The following is a 19,003-nucleotide window of genomic DNA, read 5'->3' as shown; positions in this document are numbered from 1 at the left end:
TATTCCGCACGCATCAGAACGTCCCTTTCACGCCGAGAATCCACAGCGCCCCGTATTGCTCGCGTTGCCGAAATTCCGCGACCGGCGGCGTATCCGGACCAGCCCGGGAGAAATCCTCCGGCGTGTCGCGCAGGTTCCGCACGTTGCCGAACAGCGCAAAGCGCTTCGACAACTGGTACTCGCCGATGAGATCGACGAAGAGGCGCTTCGAGCCCCACGCGTACGTATTCGGCCCGATGCTGCGACCGGTCACGAGTGCGCGCCGGTGCCGCCCCTTGTAGTTCCAGTTCGCCTTCAGGCTATACTTGGAGCGCGTGAGACTGATGCCCCACGCGGCGGTTTTCGGAATATAGTTCGCAAAATTATCCGACTCCGCACCCGTGGCGCGCTGCGAGGCGGCATTCGCGAACACCTGCACGCCGCGCGCCCACGGCGGCAGAAACGTGAGCGCCTGCTTGTAGCTGACGTCGAAGCCTTCCATCCGCACCGTGCCGTCGACGTTGTACTGGGTCGCCACGTCGTAGACGCCGTAGGTCGCAGGATCCAGGCCGTAGAGCGCGAGAAAATCAGGCGTCGCTGCAAACACCGTGCTGCCGAAGAAATTCTCGAACTCGCGCCGGAACGCCCCGACCGAAATCAGACCGACGCGTTCAAAATAGTACTCGAGCGACACCTTGCTGGTGCGGGCCGTCCAGGCCTTGATCCCGACATTGCTCACCGTAATCCGATTGTTCGCCCCCGGCGCCGACTCCGCGTCGGGCAGCACCACGCCACCGGCGTATTGATTGTAGTCGGGACGGCCCACCGACCAATAGTATGCCGCCCGCGCGATCAGGTTTTCCCTCAAGTTGTAGCTGCCGTTGAGGCTCGGGAAGAGCCGGAGGTATTCCTTGCTGGTGCGAGCACCGCGATCGAGGAAGGTCAGCCGCGACACCCCGAGGGCATCGCTCGCCGGCAGGATCGTCAGCGGCTGGCCGTTCGCACCGCGAATGACGGTGCCGTCCGCGCGCCGCTGGAAGTTGCGCGTGGGCTCGGTCAACGGGCCCTCGGCCCGGATATTCGTCTGCTCGGCCCGGACGCCGCCGGTGAAACGCAGCCGTCGTTGCAGCAAGGATACGTCGGCCCGCAGGTACGCCGAGCTGATGGTTTCCTCGGCGTGCTTCGAGAGATTCACCGCGTTGCGGTAAACGGTGTTGTCGTTGATCGCGGCGAACGACGCCGGCCGTGCCTGGTAGAACGACCAGAGCTCGGCGTTGCTGATGCGCTGGGTTTGGGGAAAACCAAACACGCCGTCGCGCTGCGAGTAGCCTTCATCGAGAAACGCCGCCGCCCCTTCGTCGCCGGAATTCGCGCGCCCGTCCGCGCCGACAAACGTGAAGGGAATGCTGCCGCCGCGGTAATCACGCATCGCCTGGCGCACATCGAGCCCCGCCTTCACTCTCACCGGCACGGCCAGCGGCAAATCGCGGGCGAGATTCGCGTACGCGTTGCGCTGCACGTCGGCCGTGCGATTCGCCAGGCCGTCGGCGTCGGCATTGCCGCCAGCCGTGGTCACATTGTAGTTGGAAAGGCTATACGGGTCAACGGGCGCGCCCGTCACGCCGTCGGTGACCGTGATCACGCGCGGACGCAGGTAGAAGATGTCGTCAAACGACACCGTCACGCCGGGTCGGGTGGCGGTGACGGCGCTGAAGTAGCCTTTCGACAGGTTCCTCAGCTCGGCCCGTGAGCGCGAAAGGCCCAGGCCGGCTTCCGCCTTCCAAACCGGACCGTCGTGCCGGTAAATCAACGAGGGCGTCAGCGACACGCCGCGCCGGTCGCGATCGTTCGGATTCGTCATCGTCAGAGTGCCCGCACCGGCGAAGCCGCGCGTGAACGCGGTACTGAAATTGCCCGGCGCGACGCGGTTCACGGCAAACACCAGGTTGCGCTGGCTGTACTGCGCATCGAAGAACACCGCCTGCATCGAGAACGAAAGGCGGTCCGTGCGGCTGAGCTTGAAGTCGAGCGTCGCCGCGGCCGACGACCGGCGCGACTGGCGCGGCCAGTCGCTCACGAGGTAGTCGCTGAGGTACGGCTTGTCCGGCGTCGTATCCGGCAAGGTCGTACCGTTGGTGGCTGCACTCACGCCACGCCAGGTCGTCTGCACAAAGGCGGACGGCTGGTACTGCGTCGAGGTGCCGCCCGAAAGCGTGAAGCCGAAGCGCGGCGTGACCGGCGCGACGTAGGAGAAGTCGAAACCAGGATGAACCTTGCGCGTGGCGCCCGGGCCCGGCCCCGCCGACCGGCTCAGCTCGCGCACGTGATCGCGCATCAGGACATACAGGTTGCTGTTGAAGACCGGTCGCGCCCGATCGAATGCGCCGCGCGGCACCATGTTGATGGAGCCCGCGAGCGCGTTGCCCGGCGACTCGGGCGTCGGTGAGTGCAGGACCTCGATACGCGAGAGATTGTTGGTCGCGACGTTCACGAGTTCGACATCGCGCGCGGTCGGCGCCGTCGCCGTCGTGCTCGCGAGCGGAAAGCCATTCATCGTCACCGGCACGTAGCCCGACGGCACGCCGTTCAGCGAAATGCCCATCGCCGCGCCGCCGACGTAATCGATCGAAACGCCGGGCACGGTCTTGAGGATCTCGCCGACGTTGCCGTCCGCCATCGGCCCGAATTCATCGGCGGCGATGACATTGCGGATGTCGGCGGCGAAGCGCTTCTCGTTGATCGCGATGGCGGCACCATCCATTTCCTTCGAGGAGGAAACGACAAAGCGCGAGAGCGTGACCGGATCAGCCGCCGTCCCGGTTTTCGGCCCGAATCCCGCCAGGCTGAAATCGCGCACCACGGTCTGCCCGCCCGCGAGGTTCAGCGTGACCGTCTCCGGCGTCAGTCCGGTGTAGAACGCCTTCACGCGGGACGAACCCGCCGGCACGCCCGTGAGCCGGTAGTGACCGGTGCTGTCCGTCAACGCCTCGAGTTGCGCGCCTTCGAGCGAGACGCGCGCATTTTCCAGATACTCGCCGCTCCCGGGGTTGAACACGCGCCCTTCGATGGTGCCGGTCGCGGTGGCACCGGCTGCGAGTGCAATCGAATGCAGCACCATCGCGATGAAACCGACGGCCAGCGGCCGCCGCACGCCGCCGGCGGGCACTGCGCCGACTACGCCTCGACCGCGCACCGCAGGTCCCTGATCGCATGGGCAGCACACCGCCCAAGGGAAACGACGCGCACCAGACACCAGGAGAGAGAACATGGGAGTGAAAAAGGAATCGGGACGCTCGGGGCGAGTGCGAGGCTTGAAGCACCCGAAGGATTTTTCGAGCGCTATTGCCAGCGCGTGGGAATCCGACTCGGCTCGTGCGTCGTGGCTGCGAGCGTCAGCGCGTGGCCCGTTTGCCGTCGTTCCTCGTTTCCCTTCGCGTTTCCTTCCCATGATTTCCCGCTCCGGATTCCTCTTCGCGCTCCTCGTCGCCGGCCTCGTGGCCGTGCTGCCGGTCACCACTTCCGCCGCCGAAGCCGGCTGGAAAGCCGGCACCGCCACGGTGGACATCACGCCGGTGCAGAAGCACTGGATGTCGGGCTACGGCGGCCGCGATCATCCGGCCGAGGGCACGCTGCACCCGTTGTTCGTGCGCGTCCTGGCGATCGAGGATGCCAGCGGCCACCGCGCGATCGTGGCGACCAGCGATCTGCTCGGCATTCCCCAGACCATCTACGACAACGTCAGCGCCCGCCTGAAACGGAAGTTCGGCCTCAAGCGCGACCAGATCATGCTCCACGCATCGCACTCGCATTGCACGCCGGTGTTGCGCGGCGCACTCTACGACGCGTATCCGTTGCCCAATGACCAGCGGCCGGTGATCGAAAAGTACTCGGACGAGCTCGAGCAGAAGTATGAGGACACCGTCGGACTTGCGCTCAGCCGGCTCGCGCCCGCCACCGTCGCCGCCGGTCAGGGGGTGACGCGCTTTGCGGTCAATCGCCGCAACAACCCCGAGGCCATCGTGCCGAAGTTGATCGCGGAGCAGGCGCTCAAGGGCCCGGTCGATCACTCCGTGCCGGTGTTGAGCGTGAAGGCCGCCGACGGCAAGGTCATGGCGGTCGTCTTTGGCTACGCCTGCCACAACACCACGCTCAGCTTCTACAAGTGGGCCGGCGACTATGCGGGTTTCGCGCAGATGGCGCTCGAGCGCAGTCATCCGGGTGCGGTCGCGATGTTCTACATGGGCTGCGGCGCCGATCAAAATCCGCTGCCGCGCCGCGAAGTGTTTCAAGCCGAACGTTACGGCCAGATGCTGGCGTCGGCGGTCGAGGAAGTGCTGCTGCAGTCGCCCGCGCCCCTGCCAGCGCAGCTCGCGACGTCGCATGCGTTCGCGACGCTGAAGCTCGGCGCCGCTCCCACCATCGAAGAGTTGGAAAAGGCCGCGCAGGAAAAGCCGTCAACGCTGCAACGCTGGTCGGTGCGTCTCCTGGCCGACCTCAAGGCCGGGAAAACGCTGGAGCGCTCGTATCGTTATCCGGTGCAGGTGTGGCAGCTCGGCGGACGCCAGCTCTGGATCGCGCTGGGCGGCGAGGTCGTCGTCGACTACGCGCTGCGGTTCAAGCAGGAGTTCGGCGCCGGCACCTGGGTCGCGGGTTACGCCAACGACGTCATGGCCTACATTCCGTCCGCGCGCGTCCTCGCCGAGGACAAGCCACCGCGGACCAACGGCCGGCCCGGCTACGAGGGCAACACCTCGATGTATGTGTACGGGTTGCCCGCGCACACCTGGGCCGACGACGTGGAGCACACGATCGCCACCAGCGTGCAGCAGCAGGTGCAGCAGCTGAAGGCGGCCGGAACACCGACGAAGACCTCCCGCTAGTCACGCGAAGGGCCGCGAATTTCGGAGATAAAAACCGAGTTCCGCGGGCTCCAGCCCAGTTCACCGCGGGGTAACGGCTCAGTGCGCCTTCTTTTCATCCCCAATTCCTAAGTTGGAATTGAACCACAAAGACACAGAGGCCACGGAGAAAACCGTTTGCTGGAATTGCGTTTGGCCAGCGGAACTCACCGTCAGGGTGAACCCGTTCTTCATCGGCTTTTTTGTTTCCCCTCTGTGCTTTTGTGTCTCCGTGGTTCAACTGCGGTCTTTAGATTCATTCGCGCCCCTTCGCGTGATTCGCGGGCAGCCTCAGGCGGACTCATGCAGTTGAAGGTTGAAAGGTGAAAGTTGAAAGAACCGGAAGCCGCTCCAACCACGGTCGATTGGGTTCGAATTCAGTCACGCACCAGTCGATGGAAACCTGCCCGCACTCTAGCACCGTTAGCTGCTGCTGATGATTGGGGGCTTTCAACCTTCAACTTTCACCTTTCAACTGGATGGTTCCGGCTCAGGCGTTCGCGATAATGCGACGGCGTGACGCCCACGCACCGGACGAACGCCCGGGAAAACACCACGGCGCTGCGATAGCCGACCTGCGGCGCGATGGCGTCGAGTTTGTCCTCCGAGCGTTCGAGCAGTTCCTGCGCGCGCTGTATCCGCATGTAGGTGACGTGCTCCATCGGCGTCCGGCCGAGTTCGCGGCGACAGACGCGCCGCAGGTGTTCCGCGCTGAGCGAGCACTCCCGCGCGAGGGCCGGGAGTTTCCAGTCCTGGGCGGGATTGCGGGCGACGGTTTCCCAGAGTTTGGCGATGCGCGAGCCGCTCTGCCAGGGACGCGCCAGCCGCTCGGCCTGGCCGTGAATGAGGCTGATCCAATGTCGCACCAAGCCCTCGTTGCGCTCCCCTTCCCATTCAGCGCGCAGGCCCGCGATGATGCGTCCGAGATCCTCGGCGCCGACCTTCAAGCGCAACGGCGAGCCCGCACCAACGAGCGGCTTCACCCACGGCTCTTCCTCATAACGGATCCAGGCGAAAGACCAGCGGCGTCCGCGCACGGCGTGAAAGGCGTTGAGCACCCGCGGCGGCGCGAGGCAGATGGCACCGGCGGTGACGCGTTCCCACCGGCCTTCGAGCAGGACGCGGCCTTCGCCCTCGAGGCAGGCGAGGATGAAACTGCCCGACGGCGCCAGCCGCACGCGGCTGTACGGAGCGTCCACAGTGTCGAGTCCCAGCCAGGCAATCCGCTCCGGTTTCAATTCCGCGCACTGTTTCGCATCAAGCGACCAGCGCCGCGTGCGCGGACCGTCGATGGTGGTTTCCTGCCACACCGGCAAGTCGCCGCCCGCGCCGGACGCCGCTTTGCGCCGCGGGTTCATGCGCGCGTCTCCAGGTGGAAAATCATCGGTTGAATGTGTGAATTCGGGGCTTTTCGCGGGGACACCGTGACTACAGCCTGTGTTCTCCTATCCCGGCGCTCCGGGTCAAGCCCGCCGCCCCTTCACCGTCAGATTCCGCCCCGCCCTTCGCTTCAACCTCTCTCACATGCCCAATCCCTGGACTGGAAAAGGAAACCCTTACACGCGCGAGGAAGTGCGCGCTCGCCTGCAAGCCACCCTGGACAAGGGCAACGCGATCATCGCGGCCGGCGCCGGCACCGGCATCAGCGCGAAGTTCATCGAGAAAGGCGGCGCCGATCTGATCATCATCTACAATTCGGGCCGCTTCCGGATGATGGGTCACGGTTCCACCGCCGGCATGATGGCCTACGGTGACGCCAACGCGATCGCCATGGAGATCGGCGAGTACGAGGTGCTCCCGGTCGTCGAGGAAGTCCCGGTGATCTGCGGCGTCCACGCCACCGATCCGCGGCGCCGCATGTGGCACTGGCTCGGCCAGGTAAAGGAAATGGGTTTCTCGGGCGTGAACAATTTTCCGACCCACACGATCGTCGACGGCCACTTCCGCGGCGTGCTCGAGGAGACGGGCATGAGCGTGAAGAAGGAGTACGAGATGATCGCGCTGGCCCGGCGGATGGATTTGTTTTCCATCGTCTATGTCGGCAGCCCCGAAGAGGCCCGCGAAATGGCGAAGGCCGGCGCCGACGCCATCATCGCGCATGTCGGCACGACCGTCGGCGGCAGCATCGGCGTGAAGAGCGCGGTGGTGAGCTGGGAACACACGCTGAAGGTCACGCAGGACATCATCGACGCCGCGAAGCAGGTGCGGAACGACATCTTCTTCCTGTGCCACGGTGGACCGATCAATACGCCGGCCGATGCTGAGCGCGTGATTCAGGGCACGGACTGCGTCGGCTTCGTCGGCGCCAGCAGCCTCGAGCGGATGGGCGTCGAGGAATCGCTCACCAACCTCACGCGCAAATTCAAGGCGTTGAAGGCGCCCGTACGGAAAAAGTAAACCCGCCCGGGTGAACCACAGAGGCACGAAGACTCTTCGGCAGCTCCAGATCTTCGTGCCTTTGTGTCTTTGTGGCAAACCCCCTTCAGCATGAATCCCCTCGACCGCCGTTTCGTCCAGATCGCCGACGCGTTGCGCGAACCCAACGCGTGGACCAACAATGAATGGCTCTGTCGCCCCGATCTCGTGGCCGCGGAGAAGCTGCTGCTCGTCCGGGCCAACATGGACCCGATGCACTGCCATCCGTTTCACTTTCACCCGCACCGCGAGGAAATCATCTACGTGATCTACGGTCGCGCCGAACAGTGGGTGGGCAACGAATGCCGCCTCCTGAGCGCCGGCGAGATGGCGCACATTCCGGCCGGCACGATTCACGCCACCTATAATCCGCACGCGGAGCCGCTGGTGTTCCTCGCGATGCTGTCGCCCGCCAAGCTTTCCGATGGTCTGGCGCGCGCACCGGATCCACATGATGTTTCCACCCAGGAACCCTGGGCCTCGATTCGAAAAAACCGCCCCGCCTGCGTGACCCGCACCTGAAATCCATTTTGCCCACGGAACACACGGAATACACGGAAGAATCAAACCTCCGATTTCCGTGTATTCCGTGTGTTCCGTGGGCCACCCCCCAAAAAACCCGTCATGAAACGCTTCCTCGTCTTTGCCCTGCTCCTCATTTCGTGGGTGTCCGCCGCCGACGCCCCGCTGCGGGTCTTCATCCGCTCCGGTCCGAAATCGCACGGCCCCGGCGCGCATGACTACCCGCGCTTCCTCGCCGAGTGGGTCCCGCTGCTCAACGCCCGCGGGGCCAAGGCCACCGGCGCCAACCAGTTTCCCACGGCGCAGCAGCTCGCGGAAACCGATGTCCTGATTCTCCACGCGCAGGAAGCCGGCAACATCCCCGACGCCACGGATCGCAAGAACCTCAACGCGTTCCTCGCGCGCGGCGGCGGGCTCGTCGTCCTCCACGCCGGCGCCGTCTCCCGCGATCCCGACTGGTTCAAGACGATCGTCGGCGGTTCCTGGCGCAACGGCACGACCAAGTGGCTCGAAGCCCCGATGCATCTCTACTTCGTCGATCGCCAGCACGCGATCACCCGTGACGTCTCCAACTGGGGCATGAACGACGAGATCTATTACGACATGGAGATGCTGCCCGAGGCGCACGTGCTCGCCACCGCGTACACGCCGAAGTCCCAGGACACCGGCGGCCGCGGCAACCGCGAGGCCCAGGCCCGCGCCGCCGAGGCGGTCGCGACGCGCAAGGCCGTGAACATTTACGACATTCAGCCGCAGATGTGGACCTACGAGCGCACCGCCGACGGCGGCAGCAAGCCGTACCGCGCCTTCGTTTCGATCCCCGGCCACCTCTACGAAAACTTCAACCGCCCGAACTACCGCTCGATCATCCTGCGCGGCATCGCGTGGGCCGGGCAGCGCAAAAACACCGACGAACTGTGCATCGCGGCCGAACTCGGCGACGCCCTGCGTTACCCGGAAGGCGGCCCGACGCATCCGTTGCAGGCCGCGGCCAAAATCGAGGTGCACCCTGAGTTCAAACTCTCGCTCGTCGCCTCCGAACCGCTCGTCAACAAGGTCATGAACATCGACTGGGACGAGCGCGGCCGCCTCTGGGTCTGCGAGACGCCCGAGTATCCCAATGGCCGCCGCGTGCCCAACACGGCGCCCTGGAAGGACAGCGGCTCGCTGCGCGGCGCGAAGGTGCAGCGCGATCCCGAGGACAGCATCTCCGTCCTCACCGACACCAACGGCGACGGCATCATGGACAAAAAGCAGGTCTTCGCCGACAAGCTCGAGCTCGTCACCAGTTTTGTGTTACACAAGAACGGCGTGATCGCCGCGTGCTCGCCCGACATCTGGTTCCTCGAGGACACCAACAACGACGGCGTCGCCGACAAGCGCACGAAGCTCTACACCGGTCTCGGCATCAACGACACGCACGCCGTCATCAACAATCTGCGGTGGGGTCTCGACGGCTGGATCTACGCCACGCACGGCTACAGCCGCGGTGACGTGACGTCCGGCGACGGCAAGACGAAGTTCGGCCCCGACGGCAGCGGCGTCGTGCGCTTCAAGCCCGACGGCACCGCCTTCGAGCAGTACAGCAGCCGCGGCGGCAACACCTGGGGCCTGCAGGTCACGTGGGATGGCCAGGTCTTCTGGACGCAACCCACGAGCGGCACGGTGTTTTTCCACACGGTGCTGCCCGAGCGCGTGCTCGAGAAAGGCAAGCTCCCCGGCGTCACCTCGTGGAAGGGCATGATCACGAACGCCCCCACCTTCCCCCTGATGACCTGGCCCGAGCAGGCTTACGTGCAGATCGATCAAGTGGGCCGCTTCACCGCCGCCGCCGGTTGCGCGATCTATGAAGGCGGCGCGTGGCCCGACAAGTGGAACTACAGCTACTTCACCGGCGAACCGACGCTGAACATCGTCCATCACCAGTTCGTTCGTCCCGACGGCGTGAGCTACTCCGTCGAAAAGGAAAAAGGCCGCGAGGAAACCGAGTTCATGCGCAGCCGCGACCTCTGGTTCCGCCCGATCGAGACGCGCATCGGTCCCGACGGCGCGCTCTACGTCGTCGATTTCTACAACCAGGCGGTCATTCACAATGACACGCGCGGCCCGCTGCACAGTCCGTCGAACGCAGCCGTGCGCCCCGACCGCGATCACTATTTCTCCCGCATCTGGCGCGTGCAGCACAAGGACGCGAAGACGCTCGCCGTGCCCGCGCTCGATCGCCGCAACCTCGCGGCGCTGATCAAGACGATCGAGACCAGCCCGAACGCGCATGTGAAACAAAACGCGTGGCGTCTCGTGCAGGAGAATCACGGCGCCGCCGGCGCGAAGGCCCTCGTCGATCTGAAGCGTCCGATGGGCAGCAAGGTGCAGCAGCGTTACGAAGCCGCCCGCGCCGCGAACACGCCGGCTTCGCGTCAGGCCATTCTCGCCGACTTCGTCGCCGCGACCGATGACTGGACCAAGTCCGCGCTTATCGCCGCCGCTGCCGATCAGCCCGCGGAGTTCATCGTCGCCGCTTTGCAGAACGCCAGCAGCTCGGCGCTCACGAGCTTCGTCGCGGCGCTCGTGCCGCGGCTCACGCCCGCCGGCGCCAGCACGGTCGTCCAAGCCGCTGGCACCGCCGGCCCCGCGGCCAAAGCCGCCACGATCGCCGTGTTGCGCGCGCTCGCCCAGTGGGAAGGCACGGCGCCCGCGGTCGACGCCACGCTGACCGCCCAGCTGCAACGCCTGATTGAGAATCCGGATACGGCCGCAGGTGCCCTGCCGCTCGTCGCCAAGTGGGATACGACCGGGCAGCTCAGCGCCGCCACCGGCAACGTCACGCGCCAGCTCGCCCAGGATCTCGATCGCGCGCAAACACCCGACGCGCGTCGCGCCGACATCGTCGCCGCACTGCTCGCGTTGCCACAAAGCCGAGCCAGCGCACTCGCCAAGGCGGGCGCACTGCTGGTCGATCCGGCAACGTCGCCGGCGTTGACCAACGGCCTGCTCGCCGCCCTCGGCGACGTCAGCGGTGCGAATGTCGACGCCACGCTGCTCACCGCGTTCGCGAAGACCAAGTCCAGCGCGATCTTCGAGCAGCTGCTCAAGCGGCCGGACTCGTCGATGGCGTTGCTCAACGCGATCAAGGACGGCCGCATTCGCGCCGCAGACGTCGGGCCGGGCAACCTCGCCCGTCTCCGCACGCATCCGATTCGGCGCGTCGCCACCGAGGCCGGCCGCGTGCTCGACACGCTGAGCCCCGAGACCAAGGCCAAGGACGACCTCATCGCGAAACTTCTCCCCGAGGTCACCAAGCCGGGCAACGTCGCCAACGGTCGCATGCTTTTCACCGGCGCCTGCTCGATTTGTCACAAGTTCGGTGACATCGGCCTGCGTGATGTCGGCCCGCCGCTCGCCGGCATCGGCGCCAAGGGCGCGGCCGAGTTGCTTGTCCACATCGTCGACCCGAACCGCCAAGTGGAACCGAACTACTGGCAGTGGAACGTCACGACGAAGAAGGGCGAGACGTTCGTCGGCGTCATCGCGAACGAAAACGCCACGAGCCTCACGCTGCGCAATCAGGGCGGCGACTCCGAGGTCAAGAAGGACGACATCGCCACGCGCGACAACACCCGCCGCTCCCTCATGCCCGAGGGCCTTGAGGGCCTCGGCGCGGAAAGCCTGCGCGATCTCATCGCGTTCATGGTGTCCGCCAGCACTCCCGCCACGCCGGCGTCGGGCAACGCCCCGGCGCGTACGACGGCCACGCCTGCTGCGGGTCTCGCTGCGGCGGCCGGTGTCATGGCGGCGGTCGAAGGCCCGAAGGAAGGCGGCCGCGGTGATTTCCCGCTGCCCCCGGTGACGCCCGTACAATGGGAAGCCGGCAAGAAGCGTGTCCTGATCATCGGCGGTGGCAGCTCGCACAAGTTCGCCGAGTTCTTCGGCGTCAGTGACAGCGCGACCCTGCGCGCCGCCGGCTACAGTGTGAATTACACGGAGGATCGCGATCAGGCGGCCGCTGAACTCGGCGGCGCCGACGTCGCGGTCATCAGCGTGAATCGGAAATTCTTCGACACGCCCGCTTACCGGAAGGCGCTCTTCGACTTCGCCGCGGCCGGCAAGGGCATCGTGATGCTGCATCCAGGAACCTGGTACGGCTTCGCCGCGTGGCCGGAGTTGAACGCGAAGATTGTCGGCGGCGGCGCCCGCGGCCACGACAAGCTCGGCAAGTATTCCGTCAACGCCGTGAAGCCCGGCCATCCGATCATGAAGGGCGTGCCGGCAACCTTCGACGTCGAGGACGAACTGTATTACATCAACGCCGAGCCCGACAAGATTCCCGCCGGCACCTCGCCGATCGAAGTCCTCGCCGAGACGTCTCCGAGCATCAAATACAAGGCGCCGCATCCGGTCATCTGGACCACGAAACACGAGCGCGCCCGGATCGTCGGCTTCACCCTCGGCCACGATCAGCGCGTCCACGATCACCCGGCGTACAAGACAATGCTCGTGAACGCCGTGACTTGGGCGAGCGTGAAGAACTGAGGCCGGCCAAAGTAGCGCGAGCATCCTGCTCGCGTGAATCGGATCCACGGACCGGTCCAAGCCGGGAGCAAGGATGCTCCCGCTACCTTGGTCGTGCGTTCGGATTACGTGGCGACGGCATTGCAGGCGGTCACACGTGTGATTGGGCTTCCGACCCTCGGTATTCATCGATGAAGTCGATGGTCAGACCTGCTTCTCCTCTTCCCCATGCCAACAATCGCCGTTCTGGGTACGTTCGACACCAAGGGGCCCGAACACGCCTTCGTGGCCGAAGCGATCCGCCGCGCCGGCTTGGCGACGTTGCTGATTGATGTCGGCAGCCTGAGCGCTCCGACGATCAAGCCGGACATCGCGGCCGACGACGTCGCGGCCGCGGCCGACGAACCAAACCACCGAGTGCTGCTCGCCCGCCGCGACCGCGGAGAATCGGTGACCTTCATGGGCCGGGCCGCCGCCAAGCTCGTGGCGCGGCTCGCGGAGGAGGGGAAAATCCACGGCATCGTTTCCCTCGGCGGCGGCGGTGGCACGGCCATCGCAACGACGGCGATGCGCGCGCTGCCGATCGGTTTTCCCAAGCTGATGGTGTCGACGCTCGCGAGCGGCCAGACCGCGCCGTACGTCGGCACGAGCGACCTCACGATGATGCCGGCGATCGTCGATGTATCCGGAGTCAACCGCGTCTCACGCGCCATTTTTGAAAACGCCGCCGGCGCCATCGTCGGAATGGTCAACGCCGCGGAAGCGCGCCGCCAGTCCCCGGCGGCCGCCAAGCCCGTGATCGTCGCGAGCATGTTCGGCAACACCACGGCATGCGTGACCGAGGCGAAGAAGTTGATCGAGGCGGCAGGCTACGAAGTGCTGGTGTTCGCCGCCACCGGCAGCGGCGGCCGCGCGATGGAGGCGTTAATTGCCAGCGGACTGGTCGCGGGCGTGCTCGATATCACGACGACGGAATGGGCCGACGAACTCGTCGGCGGCGTGCTCAACGCCGGACCGGAGCGCCTCGACGCCGCCGCAAAAGCCGGCATTCCCGCGATCATCGCGCCCGGCTGCCTCGACATGGTGAATTTCGGCGAGCGCGCGAGCGTTCCCGCCAAGTTCGCCGGCCGGACATTTTACCAGCACAACCCGCAGGTCACGCTGATGCGCACCACGCCCGCCGAGTGCGCGGAACTCGGCCGCATCCTCGCGGAAAAGGTGAACCGTTACACCGCGCCCGTCACCGTGCTGATCCCGCGTCAGGCCATCAGCGTGATCAGCGCGCCTGGTCAGCCGTTTCACGATCCGGCGGCGGACGCCGCGCTCTTCACCGCGTTGCGCACCCATCTGCGTCCCGGGATTCCGGTCATCGAGCACGATGTGACGATCAACGATCCGATCTTCGCCCGCGCGTGTGCGGAGACGTTACTTCGGCAGATGCCGTGACCTGGGGATTGCCCCGGGACCGCGACCGCCCCCGGTCGCTTGTCCGAAGGCGACCGGGGGCGGTCGCGGTCCCAGGCTGCATTCCAGTCCCTCCCCTCCGCCCTCAATCCTTCGCGCCACCCGGCTTCTGCTTCGCCCGCACCGGATCGTACTGCGCGTTGATCGTCGGCATCTGCGCCCCGACCGATGTCCGCCATGACCGCAATTGCTCGATCAACCGTGCGACGCGCTTCGGATCGGCGGCCGCCAGATTGTTCGTCTCCGCCGGATCGTTTCTCAGATCAAACAGCTCCGTCGCCGCCCCCTGCCCCGTCAGCGTCGTCTCGTAGTATTCGATGAGTTTCCAGTCGCCCGCGCGAATCGCACCGGCCGGCCCGTGAATGCCCGCCGCGTGATAATGCGGGTAGTGCCAGAAAATCGCGTCCCGTTTCGGCTCGGCACCGCCACGGATGACCGACACCAGGCTCGCTCCATCGATCACCGCATCCCGCGCGGCCGGCGTGCCGCTCAACTCCAGGAACGTCGGGAAGAAGTCGACCGAGGTCACCGGCACCGCGCTGGTGCGGCCCGGCGCAATCACGCCCGGCCAGCGCATCACGAGCGGCACGCGAATGCCGCCCTCATACAGCTGCGCCTTGCCCCCGCGCCACGGCGTTTGCGCGGCGTCGGCCAGGAGGCCGCCGTTGTCGGAATAGAAAATCACGAGCGTCGTCTCGCGCAGGCCGAGTGCGTCGAGCTTGGCCAGCACGCGCCCGATGCCCTCGTCGAGCACCTCCATCATGGCCGCGATGATCGGATTGTTCTCCGGCCGATCGCCACCCGGACGCGCGCGGTGCTTTTCCACCAGGGCCTTGGGCGCCATGATCGGTGCGTGGATGGAATTGTGACTGAGCTCGAGGAAGAACGGCTGCCGGCGGTGGCGCTCAATGAAATCGATCGCGCGGGTGGTGATGGCTTCGACGCCGTGCGCATCCTTCTCGGGATCGTCGGACGATTTCGGTTTGTGCGTGATGAACGTCTCCGCGAAACCCTGGCGATCCGGCCCCTCTTCCACGCTCTGCGGCGGCAGATAGCCGCGCGCCAGGTGCCACTTGCCAAACATCGCCGTCGCATAGCCCCGCGCCGACAACTCCTCGGCTATCGTCTTCTCAGCCAGCGGCAGGAATTTCTGCCAGTCGGGCTGCGTCAATCGCGCATGCGGAAAGTTTCCGCCCGCGATGAAATCCGTCACGTGCGTGCGCGCCGGATACTTGCCGGTCATCAGCGCCGACCGCGTGGGCGAACACACGGGACACGCGGCGTAGGCGTCGGTGAAGCGCACCCCGTCGCGCGCCAGCCGGTCGATCGCCGGCGTCTGGTAGTACGGATTCCCATACGCCGCGACCGGCGGCGTGCCGAGATCGTCGGCGAGGATCAGCAGAATATTGGGCTTGGCCACTGTCGCCGCGGTCGCGGCTAAGCCGGTGACGGACGTCACCACGAGACCGGCGCAGATCAGGAGGACACGAAAGCAGGATCGAACAGGCATGGGCACGACGTCACGGGGTGTTGGACGCAGTGGACTGAAACTCACGGTTTACCGCCGCGAAATCAATCGCCGACGACGCCGGCGCATCGAAAAGCAGCACGCCATAGCCGAGCTTGAGCGCCTGCCCGGCGGGCACCACGAGTTTGCCCGCAGCCGACTCCGGCAGGACCCGTTTCCCGAAGCCGTTTGCCACCAGCAGGCCGTAGTCCCGGCTGTGCCACCACACGGGATTCGGGTTGGTGTGCGCCGGAAAAATCGCCGCGCCCCGCACCCGGCCGTCCAGCTCCCGCGAATACACCGCCCAGTCGGCCGTGCGCCCCCACGCCGCCTTCGCACCCTTGAGCCCGTCGCTGTTCACGACCAGCCCGCCGTTCTTCTCCGTGAACGCCGTCGCCACCCGCACGCCGAGGCCCATCTCCTCCTGATCACCCAAGCTCAGCGCGCGCCCCTCACCCTTGAGTTCCGCGTGCCAGCGCAGGAGAAACGCGTGCTCGCCGTCCCGCGCGATGGAAATACGGGAGACCTGGGTGCCGAGGACCATGCCGTCCGTGCCCATCAGGCGGTTGAGCGTCGCAAACGTCAGCCGGCCGTCCTTGAGCGTCGGCGGCTGCGTGAAGCTCACGTGCTCGATGCGCGCCTTGTTGCGCCAGAAGTCCTGTCCGTTGATGTCACCAAACGCGATCCACACGCCGGGATGCATGGTGGAATGATCCGACGGTTCGCCCGCGACGGGCGGATGCGTCCGCGTGACCTGCACGCCACTGGGCGCACGGAGATTCTGGAAATGCGGCCGAAACGTCTCGGCGTCTTTGAAAACGTAATCCGCGAACGGCTTGCCGCCATGGCTGATCACGAGGCGGTCCGGCTTCATCACCCACGCGAAACCCGTGCCCGCCGGCACCTCGGCCGAGGACGTCCGCAGCGCCGCTCCGGGCAGGCTGCGTTGCTGCATCAGCCACGCCACCAGATCCGCAAGCTGGGCCGGGGCGAACACGCGCTCAAACGACGGCATCGGCGATTCGTGGATGCTTTGCCGGCTGGTGATCGTGCTCTTCTCGACCGACACCGCTTCGCCGTTGAGCTGCACGAGCCGCAGCGTGCGGTCCGTCTCCGTTTCAAAGATACCGGCGAACGCGCCGCCGTCTTTCGTCGAGACCGTCAGGAGCGAATACCCTTCGACGACGATCTGGTTGGGATGCAGGATCGAGCGAATGACGGAGTCCGCGTCGTCACGATCGCCAATCGTGCTGAGGTCCGGACCGATCGCACGGCCCTCGTCACCCGCGCGATGACACGCGACACACCCCGCGGCCGTGAATAGTCCCGGACCGCGCTTCGGATCGGCCGCCGGCAGGAGCGAGAGCACCTGATCGACCGTCGTGGGTTTTTCCACCGAGGCGAGCACCGGCAGCTTGAGATTGGATTCACGTTTCCGATACGTGCCGACCAGGGTGTTGCCGACCTTCCGGCCGTCGACAAACAGCGCGGCTTTCAACGTCGTCGTCGCCGTCAGCCGCCCGGCGGGCCCGGATTTCGACTGCGGCGTGGGCTCGGAACCATCGAGCGTGTATCGCACCGTCGCGGGCTTGATGCCAGGCGTGAGCTTGACGCTAACCGAATCGAGGAAATCGCCCGGTTTGGGATAGATATCGATAAGTGGGTTGCCCTCGGCCTTGGCGAGCCAGCTCGCGGCCAGGCCCGCGGTGGCGGCATCCGAGTCCTGCACCAGCGGCTGCACCTGCGCGCGATCGAGGGCGCGATTTTCCAGCAGGGCCAGCAACGCGGCCCGGCGCACCGCGCCGCGTTCATCCTTGAGCAGGCCGCGCAGGGCGTCGGGCGTCGCAAGGTCGCGCAACGCCTGCCACGCGGCGTAAAACGTCACGCGATCCGTTTCCCCGGCGGCGAAATCCGCCACCTTCGAGAGCAAAGTCGCCTGGCGGGCCTGCGCGATTGCCTGCACCGCAGCGAAACGCACGCGCGGCTCGGCATCGCGCAACGCCTCCACGACGAATGCCGGCAGCGCGTCGGTGCGCCGGCCTTCGCGGCTGCGGTGCGCGGCGATCCGGATGGCCTGGATGCGAGCATTGGGCGAGAGCGTGCGGCCGGTCTGGGCGAACCACGTGTCGATGCTGCGATCGGCCAGCGCCAGCCGGCCAAGCGTCCACAACGTCCAGGTCTGCGCCGCCTCGGTCAGGCCCGCGCGGGTGACGCGCTGCACGAGCGCGTCCTTCACGGCGACGCCGCGCCGCACGAGTTCATCCTGCGCGTCGATCGACCACACCGGCAGCAAGCCGCCGAGATCATCGACGAGTTCGTCGACCGACCACTGCGCGTACGGTTTCTCCCGTTTGGCCGTCTTCCACCCGGACGCCGGCGCGGCGGGCCAGGAGATCCGAAAGATCCGGCCTTCGTTGGCCTGCTTGCCGTCCTTCCACACCACGCCGAGTTCCTCGCCCCAGCCGGAGACATACAGGGCACCATCCGGACCGACGACGATGTCGACCGGTTTGTAGAGTGCGCTGGGTTGCGCCGCAGCGGCATCGCGCCCGCCGCCGTAGGCACTCACGGCCCGGCCCGCGCCGCCGCCACGCACCACTGGCTCCCAGCGGTTGCCCTCGGGCAGAATCAGGGCGCCGTCCCATTTCGGCCGATACACGAAGGTCGTCTTGCGCAGCCAGTCATTGAAAAACCAGACGCCGCGGTACGCCGGCGGCAGCTGCGGCGCGTCGTAGTAGACAATGCCGGTGCCCGAGCCGTCGAACACCGGTCCGCTCGCGGGTGCCGTGGGCAGGTGGTCGCGGCCGGTCCAGTGCGTGCTCCAGCCGTGGCCCCAGCCGAAATGCGCGCCCTGAAACGGCATGAAGATGCGGTCGCCCTCGCTCTGATCGTTGTCGGTGCCGAGCCAGTTGAAGCCGCTGTCAAAGGCGATATCGAAGGGATTGCGCAGGCCCCGCGCCACGATCTCGAGATTTGCCCCGAGATCATCGCACCGCAGCACGCCGCCCTCGCGGCCCCAGTCGTCTTTGGGATCCTGATACGTCGCCTTGTACTCCGCCGCCGTGAACGTCCGCGGCGCGGGAAACTCCGGCGTCCCCGCCGGCGCCTTCACGTCCCACAGGTCGCGCAGCGGCTTCGGCGCGATCCGCCCGGGCTGCGTCAGACCCTTCGAGGTGCCCTGCGAGAAATAGAGCTTACCATCCGGCGCCCAGTTGTGGCCGTGGTTGGCGTGCTCGATGTTGCCGAGATCGGTGAAGACCTTGACGTACTCGTCGGCCACGCCGTCACCGTCGCGATCACGCACGATGGTCAGATCCGGCGAGTTGCCGACCCAGAGATCGCGGCCGTGCCACGCCAGTCCCTGGATGCAGTTGAGCCCGGTGGCGAAGGTCTTTGCCTCATCGAAGATGCCGTCGCCGTTGGTGTCGGTCAGCATCACGACGGAATCGCCCGGAGTATCCGGCTTCGGGTTACGGTACTGCGGGCCCTGGCCCACGAAGAGCCGGCCACGGCCGTCAAACGCCATGGCGCACGGATTCCGCACGGACGGTTCGCTGGCCACGAGTTCGACCTTCAGGTCCGGCGCGACAAGGGGCAGCGCCGGCGCGGGGGCGGAGGCGGACCGGGCGACGCTGCCGCAGGCCAGAGCCAGCAGGGCCGTCACACCGGGGAGGAGCAGAGACAGGGAGGGTTTCATGGCGCGAAAGAC

9 protein-coding genes are annotated in these 19,003 nt (G+C 66.3%); 5 read left to right on the top strand and 4 right to left on the bottom strand.

Going from position 1 to position 19,003, the window contains the following annotated elements:
* Positions 1 to 13: 13 nt before the first annotated feature.
* The gene (locus ACLJEU_RS06330) at positions 14 to 3,247 is read right to left on the bottom strand and encodes a carboxypeptidase regulatory-like domain-containing protein (protein WP_414663649.1); all 3,234 of its coding nucleotides are present in this window, start codon (positions 3,245 to 3,247) and stop codon (positions 14 to 16) included.
* Between the two features lie 178 nt (positions 3,248 to 3,425).
* Between ACLJEU_RS06330 and ACLJEU_RS06325 the strand changes: the two genes are divergently transcribed.
* Positions 3,426 to 4,859: a neutral/alkaline non-lysosomal ceramidase N-terminal domain-containing protein gene (locus tag ACLJEU_RS06325; RefSeq protein ID WP_414663648.1), complete on the top strand. Its 1,434-nt coding sequence runs from the start codon at positions 3,426 to 3,428 to the stop codon at positions 4,857 to 4,859.
* Positions 4,860 to 5,341: 482 nt separating this feature from the next.
* Here ACLJEU_RS06325 and ACLJEU_RS06320 read toward each other — a convergent pair whose 3' ends face one another.
* On the bottom strand, positions 5,342 to 6,235 hold the full coding sequence (locus ACLJEU_RS06320; RefSeq protein WP_414663647.1) for a helix-turn-helix domain-containing protein: 894 nt from the start codon (positions 6,233 to 6,235) through the stop codon (positions 5,342 to 5,344).
* A gap of 166 nt (positions 6,236 to 6,401) precedes the next feature.
* Here ACLJEU_RS06320 and ACLJEU_RS06315 point away from each other — a divergent pair, with 166 nt between their 5' ends.
* The 4 genes from ACLJEU_RS06315 (at position 6,402) to ACLJEU_RS06300 (ending at position 13,769) form a co-directional block, all read left to right on the top strand.
* A complete protein-coding gene (locus ACLJEU_RS06315) occupies positions 6,402 to 7,274 on the top strand; it encodes a phosphoenolpyruvate hydrolase family protein (RefSeq protein WP_414663646.1) in 873 nt (290 codons plus the stop codon).
* A gap of 90 nt (positions 7,275 to 7,364) precedes the next feature.
* Positions 7,365 to 7,814: a cupin domain-containing protein gene (locus tag ACLJEU_RS06310; RefSeq protein ID WP_414663645.1), complete on the top strand. Its 450-nt coding sequence runs from the start codon at positions 7,365 to 7,367 to the stop codon at positions 7,812 to 7,814.
* 102 nt (positions 7,815 to 7,916) lie between these two features.
* Positions 7,917 to 12,344 carry a PVC-type heme-binding CxxCH protein gene (locus tag ACLJEU_RS06305; RefSeq protein ID WP_414663644.1) on the top strand — a complete coding sequence of 1,476 codons (4,428 nt, stop codon included), beginning with the start codon at positions 7,917 to 7,919 and terminating at the stop codon, positions 12,342 to 12,344.
* Positions 12,345 to 12,551: 207 nt separating this feature from the next.
* Complete coding sequence (locus tag ACLJEU_RS06300) at positions 12,552 to 13,769, top strand: Tm-1-like ATP-binding domain-containing protein (protein ID WP_414663643.1); 1,218 nt, start codon at positions 12,552 to 12,554, stop codon at positions 13,767 to 13,769.
* A gap of 103 nt (positions 13,770 to 13,872) precedes the next feature.
* Here ACLJEU_RS06300 and ACLJEU_RS06295 read toward each other — a convergent pair whose 3' ends face one another.
* On the bottom strand, positions 13,873 to 15,297 hold the full coding sequence (locus ACLJEU_RS06295; protein ID WP_414663642.1) for a sulfatase: 1,425 nt from the start codon (positions 15,295 to 15,297) through the stop codon (positions 13,873 to 13,875).
* A 10-nt stretch (positions 15,298 to 15,307) separates the two neighbouring features.
* The gene (locus ACLJEU_RS06290) at positions 15,308 to 18,991 is read right to left on the bottom strand and encodes a PVC-type heme-binding CxxCH protein (protein WP_414663641.1); all 3,684 of its coding nucleotides are present in this window, start codon (positions 18,989 to 18,991) and stop codon (positions 15,308 to 15,310) included.
* Positions 18,992 to 19,003: the final 12 nt, after the last annotated feature.

The sequence above is a fragment of the Terrisphaera buseokensis genome, from assembly GCF_047521145.2.
Taxonomy (GTDB): Bacteria; Verrucomicrobiota; Verrucomicrobiia; order Opitutales; family Opitutaceae; genus ER46.
The sequence above is the reverse complement of the archived record's forward strand: the minus strand, read 5'-3'. Positions and strand labels throughout refer to the sequence as shown.